Origin of the sequence: Kitasatospora sp. NPDC057223, from assembly GCF_042669755.1 — a bacterium.
Lineage (GTDB): Bacteria > Actinomycetota > Actinomycetes > Streptomycetales > Streptomycetaceae > Kitasatospora.
This window is the reverse complement of record NZ_JBHUWW010000003.1, coordinates 12,276-30,234: the sequence shown is the minus strand read 5'-3', so window position 1 is coordinate 30,234 and position 17,959 is coordinate 12,276. Positions and strand designations below refer to the sequence as shown.

Genomic DNA, 17,959 nt, shown 5'->3' with positions numbered 1-17,959 from the left:
GCTCAGGCCGATTCGGTTCCGTTCCGGCGGTGCGAGGAACACGCAACCGTCCACGAACACGCGGCCCATGACTCAACCGCCCGCGGGCGGTCAACTGACGGATGTGGACGCCCCGGCAGCCGACCAGAGTGGGTGCGGCCGGGCGGGGAGCACCCGCAGGCCCCATGTCACCCCGCGCGTCGTCCGACACGATCCGACGCGTGCACACGCACCTGGAGACACCGTGACCGTCGTGAACTTCCATCTCCTCTCCTCGCTGAGCCCGACCGCTGTGCTGGAGGTCCTCACCGACTTCAGCGCTGCCCGGGCCGAGGCGTGGCCCACCATCGACGCGGACCACTTCGAGGTGCACGGCCTCGGCGAGGGCTGGGCCGAGGTGACCGAGGGCACCGCCGCCGCCTGGGAACGCGCCCGCTACGACTGGCAGCCCGGCGGCGACGAAGTCGTCATCACCACCCTCGACTCCAAGATCTTCGGGCCCGGGGGAGGATGGGTGTTCCGGCTGACCCCCGAGGGGGACGGGACCCGCGTCGACGTCCGGCTGACCAGAGAGCCGGGCACCCTGAAGGGGAAGCTCCTGGCGTCGCTGCTCCCCGTGGTCGCCCCGTCGTCCCTGCGCAAGTCGTTCGCCGGTCCGCTGCACGCTCGCTGACCGCCGACGGAGGCCGGGGGTGCCCGTGGCCCCGTCCGGGCACCCCCGGCGGCCACCCCGCTCTGCCGCACCCGGGCCGGCCCGTACGAGGTGTGGATTGCCTGCCGGGGGAGCAACCGGTCAGAATAGTTATGTGATGCATGCCTTCCCCTGCGGGACCCTGCCGCTCGACTTCGTCGGGACCCTACGCGCGCGGCGCAACGAGGCACCGGCGGAGAAGCTGGCCACCCCCCGGCAGCTCGACGCCTGGTTCGTCGAGGCCGGGATGTTCGACGCCGCACCCGGCGCCGACGAGACCGACCTCGACATCGCCGTGGACCTGCGCGAGTCGATCTACGCGCTGGTCGGCGCCCGGCTCCACGGCGAAGCGCTGCCGCCGCGGGCGATCGCCGAGGTGAACAGGCATGCGGCGGGACTGCCCGTGACGCTGCGCCTCTACGCCGACGGCGCCACCAGGACCGGGCTCGCGGCCCAGGGGCTCGCCGCCCTCGCCCGCGAGACCGTCGAGATCCTCGGCGGTGACGACGCGGCGCTGCTCCGCGAGTGCTCCCGGCCCGAGTGCACCCAGGTCTACCTGGACCGCTCACGCGGTCACCGGCGTGAGTGGTGCGCCATGAGGACCTGCGGCAACCGGGTCAAGGCCGCCACCTACCGCGCGCGCCACAGTGGTGAGCCTGGCTCGTGAGGGTACCCCCGACGCCGTTCCCGACGCCCGCACCCGTACGGGACGGAGACGCGCAGGGGTGGCGCGGCGGGCGAACGCCGTCCGTCGTCCGCCCTCCGCCTCGTCCGCCCGGCCCGGCCGGCGCTTCCGCTGCCCGGCCCGGCCGGGCGGACGCCGGCTGCGTCAGACCGCCACGGCCTTGGCGTTGATGGTCACCGGGATGTTGCCACGGGTCGCCTTGGAGTAGGGGCACAGCTGGTGCGCGGCATCGGCCAGCTCGGCGGCCGTCTCCTGCTCCACGCCACCGAGTTCGAGGGTGAGCACCGCGCCGAGGCCGAACGCGTCGTCGTCGCCGTGGGTCAGGGTCATCTCGACGGTGATGGCGGTGCTCGTCAGCCGGATCCTGCGCTGGGCGGCGGCGCGGCGCACGGCCCCGAGGAAGCACGCTCCCCAGCCGGCGGCGAACAACTGCTCGGGGTTGGTGGCGCCACCGCCGCCCCCCAGCTCCTGCGGTATGGCGAGTGCGGTGGTGAGAGAACCGTCGCTGGCGGTGACCCGCCCGCCGTTGCGGCCCTCTCCCGTCACGGTCACCACGCCGGTGTAGCTGACTGTCATCGCTGTCTCCTTCTGGGTTCTGGGCAAGCCAGGTGTTCGGGTCAAGCGAGCTGCCGAAAGGTAACCGCTTGAACAGGTTCTGTGACGGCAAGGGCGCCCGGCGACACCCGTCCGAGCGGCCGGGACCCTGCCCCGTGCTCACTCTCACCTCGTGGCCCGTGCCGGACATCCGTCAGATGACGGTCGGCCTCGGTGCGGTGGTGACCGGGCGGGTGCGTGCCGACCTGGGTCCGCCTCCGTCACACGAACCCCCGGGACGGTCGGGAACCGGCGCACCGACCGACCGTCATCTGACGGATGTCGCACCCCCTTCGACCGGGCACGGTGGAAGCGATCACTGCGAAGCGGGGCCATCCTCCGCCGCCGGTGATCCCCTCGGCACCCGACCCGACCGCCGGGACCGGTCCTTCGGCCCGTCAGCGGTCCGAGATCCACCAGGAGCCCTCATGACCCGTAGCAGCGTGACCTTCGAGAGCGCCGGCACCGACATCGCCGCCCACCTGTACCTCCCCGGCCGCCGGGCCCCGGGGCCGCTTCCCGTCGTCGTGGTGGGACACCCCGGCACCAGCGTGAAGGAGCAGTCCCCCGCCCTGTACGCAGGGCAGTTGGCCGAGCGCGGCTTCCTCACCCTCACCTTCGACGCCGCCTACCAGGGCGAGTCCGGCGGCACTCCCCGTGGCCTGGAGGACCCTGCCCAGCGGGTGGAGGACTTCAAGGCCGCCGTTTCCTACCTCACCACCCGCGCGGACGTCGACACCGACCGGATCGGACTGCTCGGCATCTGCGCCTCCGGCGGATACTCGCTGGCCGCCGCGGGCGGGGACCGGCGGGTCAGGGCCGTTGCCACCGTCAGCGGCGTCGACGTGGCCCGCCAGTTCCGCCTGGGCGCCGACGGGACGCAGGACCCGGCCGTCTTCCGGGGCCTGCTCGACGCCGCCGCTCGGGCCCGTACCGCCGTGGCCCGCGGCGAGGACCCCGGCGCGCTGCCGATCTTTCCCGAGACCGCCGAGCAGGCCGCCGCGCTCGGTGGCGAGCACGCCGTCGAGGGATTCGAGTACTACTGCACCACCCGGGGCCGGCACGACCGGTCGGCCAGGAGCTTCGCCTGGCCCAGCGTCGACAAGCTGGCCTTCTTCGACGCCTTCCACGCCGTGCCGCTCATCGGCCCCCGTCCCCTCCTACAGGTCGTCGGCACCCGCGCGGTCACCTCCTGGATGGCCGTCGACGTCCACCAGCGGGCGACCGGACCCAAGGAACTCCACTGGATCCAGGGCGCCAGCCACGTCGATCTCTACGACCGGAAGGAGTACGTCGAGCCCGCCGTCGACAGGCTCGCGGCCTTCTTCACGGAGCACCTCGCCGGCGCCGCGTAGCACCTCCGGGGCCAGGACGTCCGGGATGCGGACATCGATCGTGGGAGGCGCCGACTTGTTCTAGCTTCCTGCGGATGGGGACGGACGAAGGTGCATTCGGTCAGCTGCTGCGCGAGGCGCGCCGGCGCGGTCAGTTCACCCTGGAGGGGCTCGCCCAGGCATCCGGGGTGAGTGTGCGGGCCATCGGTGACATGGAGCGGGGCAGGAGTCTGCCCCGCCCGGCCACGCTCACCGAACTCCTGGACGCCCTGCAGCTGGAGGGGAGCGCCCGACGCGCCCTCGTCCAGGCCTCGACCCGGCGCACCTCCCAGGTGCCCCGGCAACTGCCGCCCGATCTCGCGGCCTTCCGCGGCCGCGAGGCAGAGCTGGCCGGCGTCCTCGGACACACTGACCGGGCCTCCGGGCAGGGCGGGCATGTCGTCATCTCGGCGATCGGCGGCATGGCCGGCGTCGGCAAGACCGCCCTGGCGGTGCACTGGGCGCATCGGGTGGCCGACCGCTTCCCGGACGGTCAGATCTACGTCAATCTCCGGGGTTTCGAGGACGCGCGCAGCCCCCTGGACCCCGGTGCGGCCCTCGGAGGATTCCTGCGTGCGCTCGGCGTCGCCAGCACCGAGATCCCGTCCGGCACCGAAGAGCGCACCGCGCTGTTCCGGAAGCGGACGCGTGACCGGCGGATGATCGTCCTGCTGGACAACGCCCGCACCGCGGAACAGGTCCGCCCTCTCCTGCCCGCGTCCCCGGGATGCCTGACCATCATCACCTCGCGCAACCGGCTGGCCGGCCTGGCCGCCACCGACGGCGCCGCCCTCGTCGGCCTGGACGTGTGGACGGAGGCCGAGGCCGTGGCGGCGCTGTCCGCGCGGATCGGCGACCGGCGCTGTCAGGCCGAACCCGAGGCGTCCGCCGAACTGGTCGGACTGTGCGGCCACCTCCCGCTGGCCGTCGCCGTCGTCGCCGCCCAGCTCAGTGCGAACCCCCTGATGTCCCTGAGCACGGCCGTCCGCGAACTGCGCGGGACCGAACCACGCCTCGACGCCCTGGCGGGGGACGACAGGCGGGCCGATGTCCGCGCCGTCCTCTCGCTCTCCTACCACTCGCTCGGCGGGCGGACGGCACACTTCTTCCGCTGCCTGGCGCTCCACCCGGGACCGGCGGTGTCCGCCGAGGCCGCCGCCTCCCTGGCGGGCGTGGAACTGCCGGCCGCCCGACTGCACCTGCGCGAACTGACCGCCGCCAGCCTGCTCTCCCGCGACGCCGCCGGCCGCTACGTCCTCCACGATCTCCTGCGTGCCTACGGAGCCGAACTGGTCCACCAGGAGGGCGACGACCGTCTCGCCGCCCGGTGCCGGCTCCTCGACTACCTGCGCCAGAACGCCCACGCGGCCAACCGGTTCCTGTCCCGGGTCCCGGCCCTGCCGATGGGTACCCCGGAACCGGGCGTCGTCCGGGTCACCGTCGACAGCCGTGAGGACGCCCTCGACTGGTACGGCCAGGAGGATCCGGCCTTCCTCGCCGTTCAGCGCTCGGCGGCGGACCCGGCTCTGCGGCGGCACCGCCTGGACCTCGCGCTCGAATGGGCGGCCTACAACGAGGTGGAAGGCCGTTGGAGCGAGGAGATCAGCGCGTCCAGCACCGCGCTCGAAGCCGCGCTGGAGATCGACGATCCGGTCACCATCAACAGGGCGGGCCACAACCTGGTCCGGTCGCTCATCGAGACAGGCCGCCTCCGTGACGTCGACCGCCCCCTCGACATCGTCCTCCAGCACCTGAGCCGCCTGCCCGTCGAGCGCCGGGCGCGGGCCGAACGCGATGTCAGCTGGGTCTACCTCTATCTGGAGCGCCCCGCCGAAGGGCTGCGGCACGCGCTCGACGCCCTGGCGACCGCCCGCAGCCTCGACCAGCACAACGAGGTCGGACGGGCGCTCACGGACGCGGCCTGGCGGCTGGTGCAGCTGGGCGATCACCAGGAGGCCATCGCCAGGTGCGAGGAGGCGATCCCCATCCTGCGGCAGGCCGGAGACCGGCGCTACGAGGCCGGGGCCTGGGGCACCATCGCCTACGCCCACCAGGACCTCGGCAACCTCCAGGACGCCGTCGCCGGCCACCGCAGGGCCCTGCGCGTCTTCGAGGAGATGCACGACCGCTACAACCAGGCCGAGGCACTGGACAACCTCGCCTCCGCCCTGGCCGAACTCGGCGCGACGGAGGAGGCCCGAACGCACTGGAACCGGGCCGCCGACCTGTTCACCCAGCTCCACGTCGCACGTGCCGCCGACATGCGGGCCAAGGCGGACGCCCTGCGCTGAGCCCGGCGTCCGTCCCGGCAGGTCACTCGCCCTGCCGGGATCCGCTGGGTCCGGCGCCACCTGACGCGACGTCCGCCACGCTTCGGGGCCTCGTGCGGCGAAGCGCGGGAGAGGCCTCCCCGAGGGGTCCGGCGGCCGTCACCGGCACCGCCTCCCGCAGGTCCGTACGACCTGCGTGAGGCGGCGCCGGCGTGAGGCGGGGGTACCCACGGGTACCCCCGCCGGGGTGGCGGTGCCGATCAGATGACGGTCCGGCAGACCGTCCCGTTCAGCCGGAACACCGTCGGGGACGGGTTGGCGCCGTTGTTGCCGCCGACGAAGCCGAAGTTGACGGAGTTGCCGCCGTTCGGCGCGAGCCGCGCGTTGTACTCGCCGTTGGTCACCCGGACGTGCTGCCCCTGACTGGTGATCACGGCGTTCCACCAGGAGCCGGCGGACTGCCCGGCCGACGGCCAGTCGAAGTCCAGCGTCCAGCCGTTGATGTCCGCCGGGCCGAGGTTGCTCACCACGACGTCGGAGACGAAGCCGTTGCCCCAGCCGGTGGTCACCTGGTACGAGACGGTGCAGGTGCTGTCGCTCGGCGTACCGGTGGTGAAGGTCAGCGGGACGGAGGGCCGGGAGAGGTGCCCCGCCTGGTCCCGGGCCAGCACGTTGACCGTGTGCCGGGAGCCCGGCGGCAGGTTGTAGAGCGTGGCGGTGGTGCCGGTGGACGTACCGAGCAGCTGGATGGTGGTGCCGAGCTGCTCGTAGACCTCGTACTTGTCCACCGCGCCGGTGGCGGCCGGCCAGCTCAGGGCGACGGTGCCGGCACCCACCGAGGTGGTCTGCGGCGTACCGGGGGTACCGACGGTCGCGGCGGACGGGCCGGTGCCGCTCCTCGGGTGCACGGTCAGCACGGTGATCGAGGACGGGGCCAGGGTCGCCGAGGAGGAGGTGACGGTGCCGGTCGCGTCCACCAGGCCGTTGTCGCCGGGCGCCCACCGCTGGACCGCGGGTGCGGGGGAGGCGGCGGTGAAGCCCTGGTAGCGCAGGTCCACGGTGTGCGGGGTGGCGGAACTCTTGTTCAGCAGCAGGACGCTGAGGTCGCCGTTGGCCCGGAGCACCGCGTGCGAGGAGACCTCGGAGCTGGAGGCGCGGGAGGCCACCATGCTGTCGCCCGGGTCGCTGAGCGCGCCCAGCGTCTTGATGCCGTAGTACGGCGCGAACGGGGTGTTCACCGCCGGCTCGCAGACACTGCCGGTGCAACTGCCGTTCGACAGCATGCCCATGTCGCCGTAGTCGGTCTCACCGCCCACGGTGGTGATGGCGCCCGCGCCGTTGTGGGTGTCCCACCAGTCCACGCTGAAGACGCCGTTCTCCAGCGCCGTGATCATGGCCTCGGCGGCGAACAGGCCGTTGGGACGGCTGGTGAAGGCGCCGCTGCCGGCGTTGGAGTTCACCTCGGTCATCGCGATGCCGATGTTCGCGGAGTCGGCGCCCGCGTACTGGTTCACCAGGTTGCGCACCTCGCGGAGCTCACCGGGCAGTTGCTGCACGGCGGCCAGCGACTGGGCGCCGTCGGCGGTGTTCGGATACCAGTGGACGCTGACGAAGTCGACGTCGTGGGCGACAGCGGCGAGCACGGTGTGGTTCCAGTCGCCGGTGCCGCCGGCGGCCACGATGCCGTCCGGCCAGTTGCCGGGCATGGTGAGCACCGCACCGATCTTGACGGTGGGGTCGACGGCCTTCATGGCCGCGGCGTACGCCTTGACCTCCCTGGCGTACTGCTCCGGCGTCTTGTCGGCGTGGGCGTCGTTCTCCCAGCCGTTGCCGTAGACGCCGTTGCCGTAGATCTCGTTGCCGATCTCCCAGTATCTCGCCCCGTAGCCCTTGGTGACGTTGGCGTACCGCACCCAGTCCGCGGCCTCCTGGGCTGTACCGGAGCCGTAGTTGGCGATCAGGATCGGCTGGGCGCCGGACGCCTTCACGGTGCCCATGAAGGCGTCGAAGTCGGTGCCGGGGGCCACGTATCCGCCGGGTGCGGTGTTGTCGACCCAGTGGTAGATGTCGGAGTACGAGCCGCCCGGGTACCGCAGCGCGCCGATCCCGGCGTCCTTGTACAGGGACGCCACCTGGGGGTCGTTCATGTACGAGTCCCAGATGGCGGTGTTGGCGCCGAGCGCGGTGGAGCTGACGGTGCCCAGGCCCGCGCTCGCGTTGACCGTGACCGTGGTGTCGCCGGTGGCGGCCGGGTCGGCCGCGAGGGCGGGGGCGGACAGCGGCAGGGCCGCTGCCACCACGGCCAGGGCGGCCGAGGCCGTCACGGCGAGGGGGCGGCGGAGGCGGTCTGGTCTCCTGCGGAACAGCATGGGGTTTGTTCCTCCCGGGGGATACGCCGGCCCGGGGCCACGCCGCGGAGCCGGACGAGGGACAGGGAACTGTGCGGCGTACGGTGCCGCGTCAACCGTCGACGGTGGGGGCGACGGGTGTAGCTTGGGAGCGCTCCCATGATGGGAGGGTGCGCCGGGCATGTCAATCTTCCTGACACGCCGGGACGCAGGATCGTCGCCGCGCGCGCATCTCCGGGCCGGTGTCGGGCGACTGGGACGTACCCGGAGGTGGCTCCAACCCACCACAGGCGGAAGCCAGTTGCCGCTACGGCCTGCGGAAACCCCGGGCGCAGGTGGGGGCCGGGCGCCGGGCGTGTGCCCAGCCCCCGACTCCGACCCGGGCGCCGACCCTGATCCGGGCGCCGTGCCCCGGCGTCGCCCAACGGGAGGGAGGCGCAGGGGCGTTCGCGCCGCGACCGTGCCGCCTACGCGTCGTCGACCTCCAGGCCGTAGGCGACGACGGCCTGGCGCAGCCCGCCCGGGTACCCGGCGAGGGCGGGGGTCAAGTCCCAGTCCTCGGCGGAGTCGCGGTCGAATCGGCCCAGCCGCATCGCGGTGTTGCTCGGGGCGCCGTCGGCGAGGTGCACCACGGCCGAGGCCTGGTCGGCGCCGGGTTCGAGGATCAGCGCCGGCCCCGCGAAGTCGCCCATGGTGGAGCCCGGGTGGTTCTCGGTGTCGGCCGCGGCGACGATGACGAGCCGGTCGGCTTCGGCCGGAAGTGCGTCGAAGTCGACCATCAGGCAGGCGTTCGCGTCGCCGTAGCCGGTGACCAACCGCACCGAACCGTCCGGCGTGGAGCCGTTGTTGTAGAACACCAGGTGTTCGTCCGAGAGCGCCCGGTTGCCCCGGCACACCAGGGCGGCGATGTCGTACTCCTGCTCGCCCGTCCAGTGCAGGAGGAGCCGGGCCGGCTCGGCGGCGACCTCGACCGGGGGCAGGTCGCCCGCTGCGCCGCCAGCGGCGGCGCCGGATCCTGCGGCCGCGAAGACCTCGTGGAAGCCGTGGTGCTTGAGCAGGCCCACCAGCTCGGCGCCGTTGATCAGAGTGATCGGTTTGCCCGTGACGAACTGGTGCGAGCTCGGGCCGAACCTGCTGGTCGTGACGAGCACGGCCTTCGTCGCCGCCTGGTCGTGCTGCAAGGTGCCGTACAGGTCCCGTACGGCGGACGGTGTCACCGTGTCCCGGTACCGCTTCACCTGCACGATCACGTTCCCGCCGCGGAACGGGTCCGTGTCGATGCCGCGCACGTCGACGCCGCCGTCCCGGGACCGGGCCGTGAGCTCCACTTTCATGCCCATGGCTTCCATCAGCCGGGCTATGAGCTGCTCGAAGGCGACCGGGTCCATCGCCAGCAGAAGCTGGAGTTCGTGGACCCGCCTGGTCATCCGGCCGCGATTCGCGTTGCTGTCGTCGCGGAGGTGACGGAAGAGCATCCGCTGCGCGCGGCGCTCATCGGTGTCGGGATTGCCGAGGCGGTGGAGCTTGCGACTCCGGGACATAGTGCCCCCTTGCGAGTTGACTGATTGAGGCAGACGCCAGGTTAGGGCCGGCACTGACCTGATGTCAGGCATGTCTGACTATTGATCATTTAGTGACATATTCTGACCCGGCACCCGGTCGGCGGTCCGGCGCGGCCGGTCGCCGCCGCCCTTCCCGGAGGCGGCGCGGCTGTCCAGGGGCCGGGAGTGACCGGCTGAGTCTTCGTCAAAGGTCAAGTCAGGCCTAAGGCAGCCTTAACAGGCTGCGTGGCAACCGTGTCGTCGCAGGTCAGCGTCCTGGCGGCCGCAGCGGCTCACGTTGTCCCCGCCGACGGGCCGTGCGTAGCATCTGGGCCCACGGAACGGGCGGCGCCGTCGAGAGAGCGCTCTCAGTGCAGCTCTCGACGCGGCTCCCGACGCAGTGGCCCGTGCGGCTGCTCCCGTCCCGCCCGGCGGGCCTCATCCGGAACTCCTCCGGGGCCGGCCCCCTACGAAAGGGTGCGCACTGCCATGGCTGCTCATCGTGCACGTCGATGGTCCCTCGGGGGCATCGTGCTGGCGCTGACCTCCGCACTCGTGCTGGCGGGGACGCTCTCGGCCACCGGCCCCGCCACGTCGCAGGCAGGCGCGGCCGCGACCGCGCAGACCTGGTCCGACGAGTTCGACGGCCCGGCCGGCCGGGCTCCCGATGCCGCGAAGTGGACGCTGGAGAACGGGGGTTCGGGCAACGGCAACCACGAACTCCAGTACTACACCGGCAGCACCGACAACGCCGCCCTCGACGGCCGGGGCAACCTGGTGGTCACCGCCCGGACGAACTCCGACCCCGGGCTCACCTGCTGGTACGGGCCCTGCCGGTACACCTCGGCCCGGCTGAACACCGCGCGGACCTTCACCCAGGCCTACGGCCGCTTCGAGTCCCGCATCAGGATCCCGCGCGGCCAGGGGATCTGGCCGGCCTTCTGGATGCTCGGCGACGACCTCGGCAGCACCGGCTGGCCGAACAGCGGCGAGATCGACGTGATGGAGAACATCGGCCGCGAGCCGGGTGCGGTCCACGGCACGATCCACGGGCCCGGCTACTCCGGTGCGGGCGGCCTCGGTGCGGCGTACACCCTGCCCGACGGCCGCTCCTTCGCCGACGACTTCCACGTCTTCGCCGTCGACTGGACCCCCACCTCGACCACCTGGTCGGTGGACGGCACCGCGTACGAGACCCGTACCCCGGCCGACGCCGCCGGGCATGCCTGGGTGTTCGGCCACCCCTTCTTCCTCGTCCTCAACCTGGCCGTGGGCGGCGACTGGCCGGGCAGCCCCGACGCGTCGACCTCCCTCCCGCAGAGCATGACCGTCGACTACGTACGCGCCTTCGCCTGGGACGACTCCCCGGCGGGTGGCGGCCGCACCGGTGCGGTCCGCGGGATCGGCGGCATGTGCGCCGATGTGGCGGGCGGATCGGCCGCCGACGGCACACCCGTCCAACTGCACGGTTGCACGGGCAATCCGGCGCAGCAGTGGACCGTTGGCGGCGACGGCACCGTCCGCGCACTCGGCAAGTGCCTCGACGTGAGCGGTGGGTCCGCTGCGGACGGGACGGCCGTCCAGCTCTACACCTGCAACGGCACGGGTGCGCAGAAGTGGACCTACACGGCCGCACACGATCTCACCAACGCCGGATCGGGCAAGTGCCTGGACGCCCGGGGCAACTCCGCCGCCGACGGCACCCGGCTCCAGATCTGGACCTGCACCGGCGGCGCCAACCAGAAGTGGACCCTCGGCTGAGCCGGGCTCCCACCCGTGGCCGCACCGGACCGCGCCGGTCGCACTCGCGCCGGTCGCACCCGCGGCCCGTCCTGCTCACGCCCCGCCCTGCTCACACCCCGCCCTGATCACACCCCGTCCCCGTGAAGGAAGCGACTGCCCATGACCGCCCGTCATCACCGGCCGATGTCCCGCCGGAAGCTTCTCGTCGGCGCCGCCGCCCTGGCCCTGGCCGTGCCCGCCGGTGCCCGTTGGATCGAGTCGGCCGCGACCGCCTCCACGCTCGCCACCCTCCCGCTCGACCTGGTCAACACGACGGGCAGCGACACCGTCTACGCCTACGTCCTGGGCCGCGACCCCGCGGCCGGCGGCAACTGGGCCTTCATCCGGTCGGACGGTGTCACCCTGCACCACCCGCCGTCCCCCACCGCCGACGGGACGCCGCTGGGCGTGGACTGCGCGATCGCCCTCAACAAGCCGGGGGCCGCCGCCCGCCGGGTGACCCTGCCCCGCCTGGACAGCGGGCGGATCTACTTCTCGGTCGGTGCCCGGCTCACCTTCCTGACGAACCGCGGGGGCGGGCTGGCCCTGCCGTCCGTGAGCAACCCCACCGACCCGAACGTGGACGTCCGGCACGACTTCTGCGAATTCACCTACAACAGCGATCAGTTGTACGCCAACATCACCTTCGTCGACATGGTCGGGCTGCCGATCTCGTTCCGGCTGGAGACCCCGGAGGGCGTCCAGACGGTCGCCGGCCTCCCGGGCGACGGGCTCGACCGGGTGGCGGCCGCCCTGCGGGCCCAGGCCGCCGCCGACGGAAGCGACTGGAGCCGCCTGATCGTCACCAGGAACGGCGCCGACCTGCGGGTGCTGAGCCCCAACCTGGCGATCCGGGGGAACCCCGCGCTGTTCGCCGGCTACTTCGACGGCTACGTCGACGAGGTGTGGAACCGCTACCGCTCCACCGACCTCCGGATCGACACCCAGTTCACCTGGGGCACCGTGACGGGCCGGGTGAACGGCGACACGCTGACGTTCCCCGGGGTCGGCAGTTTCGGCCGGCCCTCCACCCTGGCGGTCTTCTCGTGCAGCGACGCTCCCTTCACGACCGGCAACGACCTCATGGGCAACCTGAGCGCGCGACTGGCCGCCGCCTTCAACCGCACCACTCTGCTCGACAACCCGGACCAGCCGACCGCCGAGAACCCGGCGGCCTTCTACACGCGCGCCCGCACCAACCACTACGCCCGGATCCTGCACTCCAGCACCCCGGACCGACTCGGGTACGCCTTCCCGTACGACGACGTGCACCCCGCCGGCGTGGACTTCGAGGGCAAGGTGCAGTCCGGCAGCCCCGGCCTGTTCACCATCTCCGTCGGCGGTGCGGCGGGCGGCCCCGGCCCGGGGAGCCCGACGCCGACCGCCACCGCCACCACTCCCGCCCCGACCGCCACCGCCACCGGGGGCGCCGCAGGGGTCGGGGCGTTCGGCACCATCCAGGCGGAGGCCTTCGGCGCGGCCTCCGGCGGGAGCGCCGAACCCTGCTCGGACACGGGAGGCGGCACCGACATGGGGCGGCTCGCCAACGGCGTCTGGCTGAAGTACCCGGCGGTCGACTTCGGCAGCTCCGGAGCCACCCGCTTCGACGCCCGGGTCGCCTCCGGCGCCGCCGCCGGGGTCAGCGGCCTGGTCCAGGTCAGACTGGGCAGCCCCACCGGGACGCCGGTCGGCAGCTTCGCCGTCGCCAACACCGGCGGTTGGCAGAGCTGGCGCACCGTCCCCGCCGACATCGCCCGCACCACCGGCACCCATGACGTCTACCTGACCTTCGACAGCGGACAGCCCGCCGACTTCGTCAACGTCAACTGGTTCACGTTCGCCTGACGGCGCCGCACACCGCACGCCGCACACCGCACGCCGCAGCCGCGCCCGTCCGTCCCGCGCCCGTCCGTCCCGCGCCCGTCCGTCCCGCGCCCGTCCGTCCCGGGCCCGTCGGTCCGCACACCGGTGCCGGACCGACGGGCCCGGCTCAGCCGTTCGGCCCGGCCGGCCCGAGGCGGTGGGCGCAGACGTCCCTCAGGAGGCGCAGCAGCGGCCGGAGCCTGCGGTCGGCGCGCCGGGCCAGGCCGTCCAGCGTCGGCAGGTCGGCCGGTGCGACGGCCGCCGCGGGGCGGGCCAGCCAGGCCAGCGGGTGCTGGAGGTCGTACACCAGGTTGCGCGGCTCCTGCTCGGGGTCGGACTGCGGGGGCCAGCCGCCGTGCAGCACGAACCGGCCGTCGGCCGAGGAGATCCAGGTCGTGGTGAGCTCCAGCAACCCCGAGGTCGCCGGCGGCTCCGCCACCTGCTCCAGCGTGTCGGAGTCGTGGAACCGCAACGCGCCGAACGCCCAGCCGCCGACGAGACGCCAGGCGGGCACCGTGAACAGGGGCTGCATGACCGGTGTCCGCGCCTCGACGACCGGCCGCAGCTCCTCGCCGCGCACCTCCCACACGCGCAGCCCGCCGTCCGCGCCGGCGGTGACCAGCCGGTCGGGTCCGAGGAAGACGGCGTGCGCCGCGCCGGGCGCCGGGGCCGCGGCCACCACCCGCGCGTCGGGGAGCTCGGTGACCACCAGCAGGCGGCCGTCCACCAGGGCGATCCTGCTGCCCGCCGGGTCGACGGCGAGGCGGTCGCAGCGCCACAGCCCGGTGTGCTCCAGGTCGACCCGCTCCGGGAACTCCCTGCCGGTGCCGACCAGGACGGCGCGCATCATCGACAGGCCCACCACGTAGCCGGTGGCGGTCGCCGACACCTGGGCGCCGCGCAGGGCGTTGCCCCAGGCGAGACGCTCTTCGGCGCCCCGGTCGAGCAGGACGAGTTCCTGGTCCGGGGGTTCCGGCAGGCGGCGCAGCGCGACGGCGCGGCGCGGGCCCAGGCAGGCGATCGACGTCCACTCCTGGCGGTCGCCGTGCTGGAGCCGCTTCAGACGGCCGCTGCCGAGGTCGAGCGCGCCGAGGGCCCAGCTGCCGTCCGACTGGATGCCGTGCATCGCCAGCGCGGGCAGGCCGTGGGCGAAGGAGATGCCCTCCCCGCTCCCGTAGTAGGTGGGCAGCGCGCTGTGCGGCGCCGTGGCGCCGTGGCGCGGGAGCGCGGGGGGTTCCGCGGCCGCGAGGCGCCCGGCCAGTTCCCGGGCGGCCGGGTCGGGCGGGAGCCGGCGGCCGTCGAGCGCTCGGGCGAGCCGGATGCCGTCCGCCAGGGGGACGGCAAGGGTCAACGCCCACAGCCCGGTGGCGTCCCCGGCGGCGGTGAGCCGCCGGGCCTCGCGGTCGATGTCCTCGGCCGTCCCCCACGGAATCCGGGAGGCGAGGCGCAGCCGGCCCGCCTCCGCCAGGGCGGCGGCGATCCGGGCCGCCCACCGCTCGCTCTGCTCCGCGGTCCGCGCGGCGGCCGCGTCCAGCCCGGCGGTGCGCTGGACGGAGGAGATCAGGGCGAGCGTCCGGACGAGACCCGGGCCGTGGAGCGGCAGGTCGGCCTCCGCGAGCAGCCGCCAGTGCGGGAGGACGCTCTCGCGGTCGGGCAGCCCGTCCAGGCCGAAGGGTGCTACGGCGCCGACCTGTTCGAGGGCGTCGGCCAGCCCCGGGCGGTACCTCGCGGGGTCGGTCTCGGCCAGGTACACGAAGAGGTCGACTCCGGCGCGGGCGGCCGCCATCGACTCCGCCCGGTGGTCCGGCGGCCCCGAGTACTCGGCGGGGTCGGCCGGCAGGGCGGCGGAGGCCGGGTCCGCGAGGCGTGCCCGTACCGCTGTGCTCTCCTCCAGGGCGGCGGCGGCCTCGGCGGGCCGGCCGGCGGCGGCCAGGGTGTTGTGCAGGATCAGGAGCCCGTCGGCCAGTTGGAGTTCCAGTACGGCCGGACTGGCGGCCAGCAGGCGCCGGTCGATCTCGACCGCCTCCGCGGCGAGGGCCACCGCCCGCTGCCGCCAGTCCGCGGCGACCGGCGGCAGGTGGGCACTGTCCGGCATGGCCTTGGCGATGCCCTCGGCGAGCTGGTTGTAGCCGACGGTCCGGCCGGCCAGCACGGTCAGGGCGTAGGCGAGGCTCGCCTCGTGGCGGGGCGGGTCGTCGGCCGCGAGGCGGCGGTACAGGGTGACGGCCTGTTCGAAGGCGGCCAGGGCGCCCCTGCCCTGAAGGTAGTTCAGCGGCAGCAGCGAGGCGAGATTGACCAGGCAGGCTGCCAGGTGCCGGTCCTCGCTGGGGTCGGCCCGGGACAGCCGCCGGAAGATCTCGAACGCCCGGTGCTCGGTCTCCAGCGCCTCCACCGTGCGGCCGACGGCGCGCAGCCTGCCGGCGAGGTTGACCAGCAGGGCGCCGCCGGCCGACACCGGGGTGCCGGCGTCCAGCCAGCCGAGCCGCCGGGCGATGTCCACGGCCTCCCGGGAGAGGGCGAGCGCCTCCACCTGCCGGCCGTACCGCCCGAGGCGGTTGGCGAGGTTGGACAGGACCCGGGCGAACGCCTCCTCGAAGGCCTGCGGGTCGGCGGCCGCCAGCGGCCGGTAGAGCCGGGCCGCCTCCCGCAGCGCGGCGAGGTTCTCGCGGTAGCGGCCGGCCCCGGCGAGGGCGACCGCGAGGCGGCTGTGGATCGCGGCCTGCTCAGCGGGGTCGCTCGTCCGGGCCAGCCGTCGGCGCGCCAGCACGCCGGCCAGGTCGGCCGCCCCCGTGACCAGGTCGGTGCGGTCGTGGGAGGGGAGGTGCGCCTCGACGGCCTCCAGCAGGTCCAGCGGGGCGTCCGGCAGCGCGGCCAGCGCGCTGAGCGCCGGGCTGCCCGCCTCGACCGCCAGCCGGGGCCGTTCGCGCAGCAGCGGGAAGAGGTGCTCGGAGCCGACGTGCGGCCAGCGGTCGGCGGCCGTGGCCAGCTGGAGGACGCTGCGCCGGATCCAACCGGGGTACGGCTGGCCGTCCGTGAGCGCGCGGACGGTCTGCGGCGCCCATGCCCGGGCCGGGTAGTCGGCGAGGTGGCCGGGGAGGGTGAGGGCGGTGAAGTCCTCGGCGAGGCGGTCGGGGTAGAGCGGTTCGAGGACGGTGGCGCGGGCTGGGTCGGCGGGCGGGTAGCAGCTCGCGTGGTCGGCCAGTACGGCGTCCGCCGGGAGGGCGAGGTCCAGCCGGCCTATCGCGTGCGTTCCGGCCGGCCGCGCCAGCGGGCCGGTCAGGGCGGCGGTGAAGACCACGCGGTTCATCACCTCGGGCGGGGTGGCCCAGGGTTCGGGGGCCGCCCGGCTGCCCGGCCGGTGGGTGCCCTCGCCGAGCCGGTGGGTGCCGTCGCCGTGCCGGCGGGCCCAGTGCAGGTGCTCGCGGTCCAGCAGGTACAGGGTCAGCCCGGCCATGTCGGTCGGTGTCCGCCGGCCGGTCGAGCGGGCGTCGACGGTCACCAGCGCGGCCATGTGGACGGCCAGGGTCAGCCCGAACTCGGGACCGTCCAGCCAGGGCGGCGGCGCCGCGGGCCCCGGGGCCCGGGCCTCGTACCGCGCGGCGAAGCCGTCCAGTGCGGCGCGGAACATCCGGCCGCGCAGGTCGCCGGGGTCGGCGCCCCCGTCGCCGAGCGGGGCCAGTGCCTGGGCCGAGGTGCCGGCCCGGTGGTCGGCCAGTGCCGCGCGGACGGCGGGCCACGGGCCGTTGTCGCGGGCGATCATCAGGACGCGCGCCGGGACGGCCGGGTGGTGCAGCAGGGCGTTGCTGAGCAGCCAGGTCAGGTGCGAGAGCGGCCACCGGTCGGCGTAGTCGACGATCAGCAGCAGCCCGGCCACGCCGTCCAGGCGCAGGTCCTGGCTGCCGGGTGGCGGCAGGACGCTGCCCGGGCCCTCGGTGGCGGTGACGACCTTCCAGCCCTCGGCGGCCGACTCCCGGGCCAGCTGGGCGGCCAGGCGGGTCTTGCCCTGACCCCCGGGGGCGTGCAGCCACCGGACGGCGAGCCGGGGGCCGTCCGCGCACCAGGACCGTAGCCGGGCGAGGTCCTCGGCCCGTCCGGTGAACCCGACCACCTCCCAGCGGGCGTTGAGCATCCGGCTCGGCAGTTCGCGCAGCCAGGCGCCGTCCGCCGGGCCCTCGGGGTGCCAGTTCGCCAGCAGGTAGACGGGTGTGCCGTCGCCGAACACGTGGATGTCCGCGCCGATCGCGCCGTAGGCGAAGCCGGCCTCCGCGACGACGTGCTGACCGACGTGCCGAGCGGTGGGGGGTGGCGTCCCGGCGGCGTCGGAGGCGGCCCCGGACGTCGTCACGGCGACTCCCCGGCCGCCTCCTCGCGCCGGTCGGGTGCCGGCGGCCGGGGCGGCTCGGCCGTACCGGACTCGTACACCACCACGTTGCCGCCGAGCGCGCCGAAGGCCCGGCCGTGGTCCCTGGCGGTGACGTTGAGCGTCCAGTTCTGCTCGGCCCGGGGGAGGGCGGCCACCGTCCGGTCCACGAACGCCCGGAGTTCCCCGGCGAGGCCGGGCTGCTCCTCCAGCAGGGCCTCCAACTCGATCTGCCAGGCAGGCGCGAGGCCCCCGCGCGCCCGGTCGGGCTCCGAGGCGCGGGCCACCAGCCCGGCGTCGTGCTCCAGCCGGGCCGTGATCACGTCGTGCCGGCTCTCGCCGTCCCGCCCGAACAGCCGGGCCGCGCCCGCCCTGGTGGACTGCCAGGCATCGGTGGCCATCGCCCCGACCACCGCCGTACCCCCCGCACCGGCCAGTGCGACCAACGACTCGGTGAGCATCCGTCCTCCTCG

At 74.1% G+C, this 17,959-nt stretch carries 11 protein-coding genes; 6 read left to right on the top strand and 5 right to left on the bottom strand.

Annotated features, from left to right (window positions below):
- The first annotated feature begins 223 nt into the window (after window positions 1–223).
- The gene (locus ACFUK0_RS02265; RefSeq protein ID WP_380246106.1) at window positions 224–652 is read left to right on the top strand and encodes a hypothetical protein; all 429 of its coding nucleotides are present in this window, start codon (window positions 224–226) and stop codon (window positions 650–652) included.
- A gap of 133 nt (window positions 653–785) precedes the next feature.
- Window positions 786–1,337: a CGNR zinc finger domain-containing protein gene (locus tag ACFUK0_RS02260; RefSeq protein WP_380246105.1), complete on the top strand. Its 552-nt coding sequence runs from the start codon at window positions 786–788 to the stop codon at window positions 1,335–1,337.
- Window positions 1,338–1,499: 162 nt separating this feature from the next.
- On the opposite strand, the gene ACFUK0_RS02255 is transcribed toward ACFUK0_RS02260, so the two are convergent.
- Window positions 1,500–1,931, bottom strand: coding sequence for an Ohr family peroxiredoxin (locus tag ACFUK0_RS02255; RefSeq protein ID WP_380246104.1), 432 nt, complete (start codon window positions 1,929–1,931; stop codon window positions 1,500–1,502).
- Between the two features lie 446 nt (window positions 1,932–2,377).
- Between ACFUK0_RS02255 and ACFUK0_RS02250 the strand changes: the two genes are divergently transcribed.
- The gene (locus ACFUK0_RS02250; RefSeq protein WP_380246103.1) at window positions 2,378–3,304 is read left to right on the top strand and encodes an alpha/beta hydrolase; all 927 of its coding nucleotides are present in this window, start codon (window positions 2,378–2,380) and stop codon (window positions 3,302–3,304) included.
- A gap of 74 nt (window positions 3,305–3,378) precedes the next feature.
- The gene (locus ACFUK0_RS02245; protein WP_380246102.1) at window positions 3,379–5,613 is read left to right on the top strand and encodes an ATP-binding protein; all 2,235 of its coding nucleotides are present in this window, start codon (window positions 3,379–3,381) and stop codon (window positions 5,611–5,613) included.
- Between the two features lie 239 nt (window positions 5,614–5,852).
- On the opposite strand, the gene ACFUK0_RS02240 is transcribed toward ACFUK0_RS02245, so the two are convergent.
- Together ACFUK0_RS02240 and ACFUK0_RS02235 are read right to left on the bottom strand one after the other, a co-directional pair.
- Window positions 5,853–7,961 carry a cellulose binding domain-containing protein gene (locus ACFUK0_RS02240; protein ID WP_380246101.1) on the bottom strand — a complete coding sequence of 703 codons (2,109 nt, stop codon included), beginning with the start codon at window positions 7,959–7,961 and terminating at the stop codon, window positions 5,853–5,855.
- Between the two features lie 446 nt (window positions 7,962–8,407).
- Window positions 8,408–9,481: a restriction endonuclease gene (locus ACFUK0_RS02235; protein ID WP_380246100.1), complete on the bottom strand. Its 1,074-nt coding sequence runs from the start codon at window positions 9,479–9,481 to the stop codon at window positions 8,408–8,410.
- A gap of 489 nt (window positions 9,482–9,970) precedes the next feature.
- On the opposite strand from ACFUK0_RS02235, the gene ACFUK0_RS02230 reads away from it, so the two are divergent.
- Together ACFUK0_RS02230 and ACFUK0_RS02225 are read left to right on the top strand one after the other, a co-directional pair.
- Entirely contained in the window at window positions 9,971–11,242 is a 1,272-nt protein-coding gene (locus ACFUK0_RS02230; protein WP_380246099.1) for a ricin-type beta-trefoil lectin domain protein, read from the top strand.
- A 141-nt stretch (window positions 11,243–11,383) separates the two neighbouring features.
- Window positions 11,384–13,108 (top strand): beta-1,3-glucanase family protein, encoded by a 1,725-nt coding sequence (locus ACFUK0_RS02225; RefSeq protein WP_380246098.1) that lies wholly within the window; start codon window positions 11,384–11,386, stop codon window positions 13,106–13,108.
- Window positions 13,109–13,253: 145 nt separating this feature from the next.
- On the opposite strand, the gene ACFUK0_RS02220 is transcribed toward ACFUK0_RS02225, so the two are convergent.
- Window positions 13,254–17,471: a hypothetical protein gene (locus ACFUK0_RS02220; protein WP_380246097.1), complete on the bottom strand. Its 4,218-nt coding sequence runs from the start codon at window positions 17,469–17,471 to the stop codon at window positions 13,254–13,256.
- Window positions 17,468–17,947, bottom strand: coding sequence for a hypothetical protein (locus ACFUK0_RS02215; RefSeq protein ID WP_380246096.1), 480 nt, complete (start codon window positions 17,945–17,947; stop codon window positions 17,468–17,470). The genes ACFUK0_RS02220 and ACFUK0_RS02215 overlap by 4 nt, the downstream gene beginning before the upstream one ends.
- Window positions 17,948–17,959 lie beyond the last annotated feature (12 nt).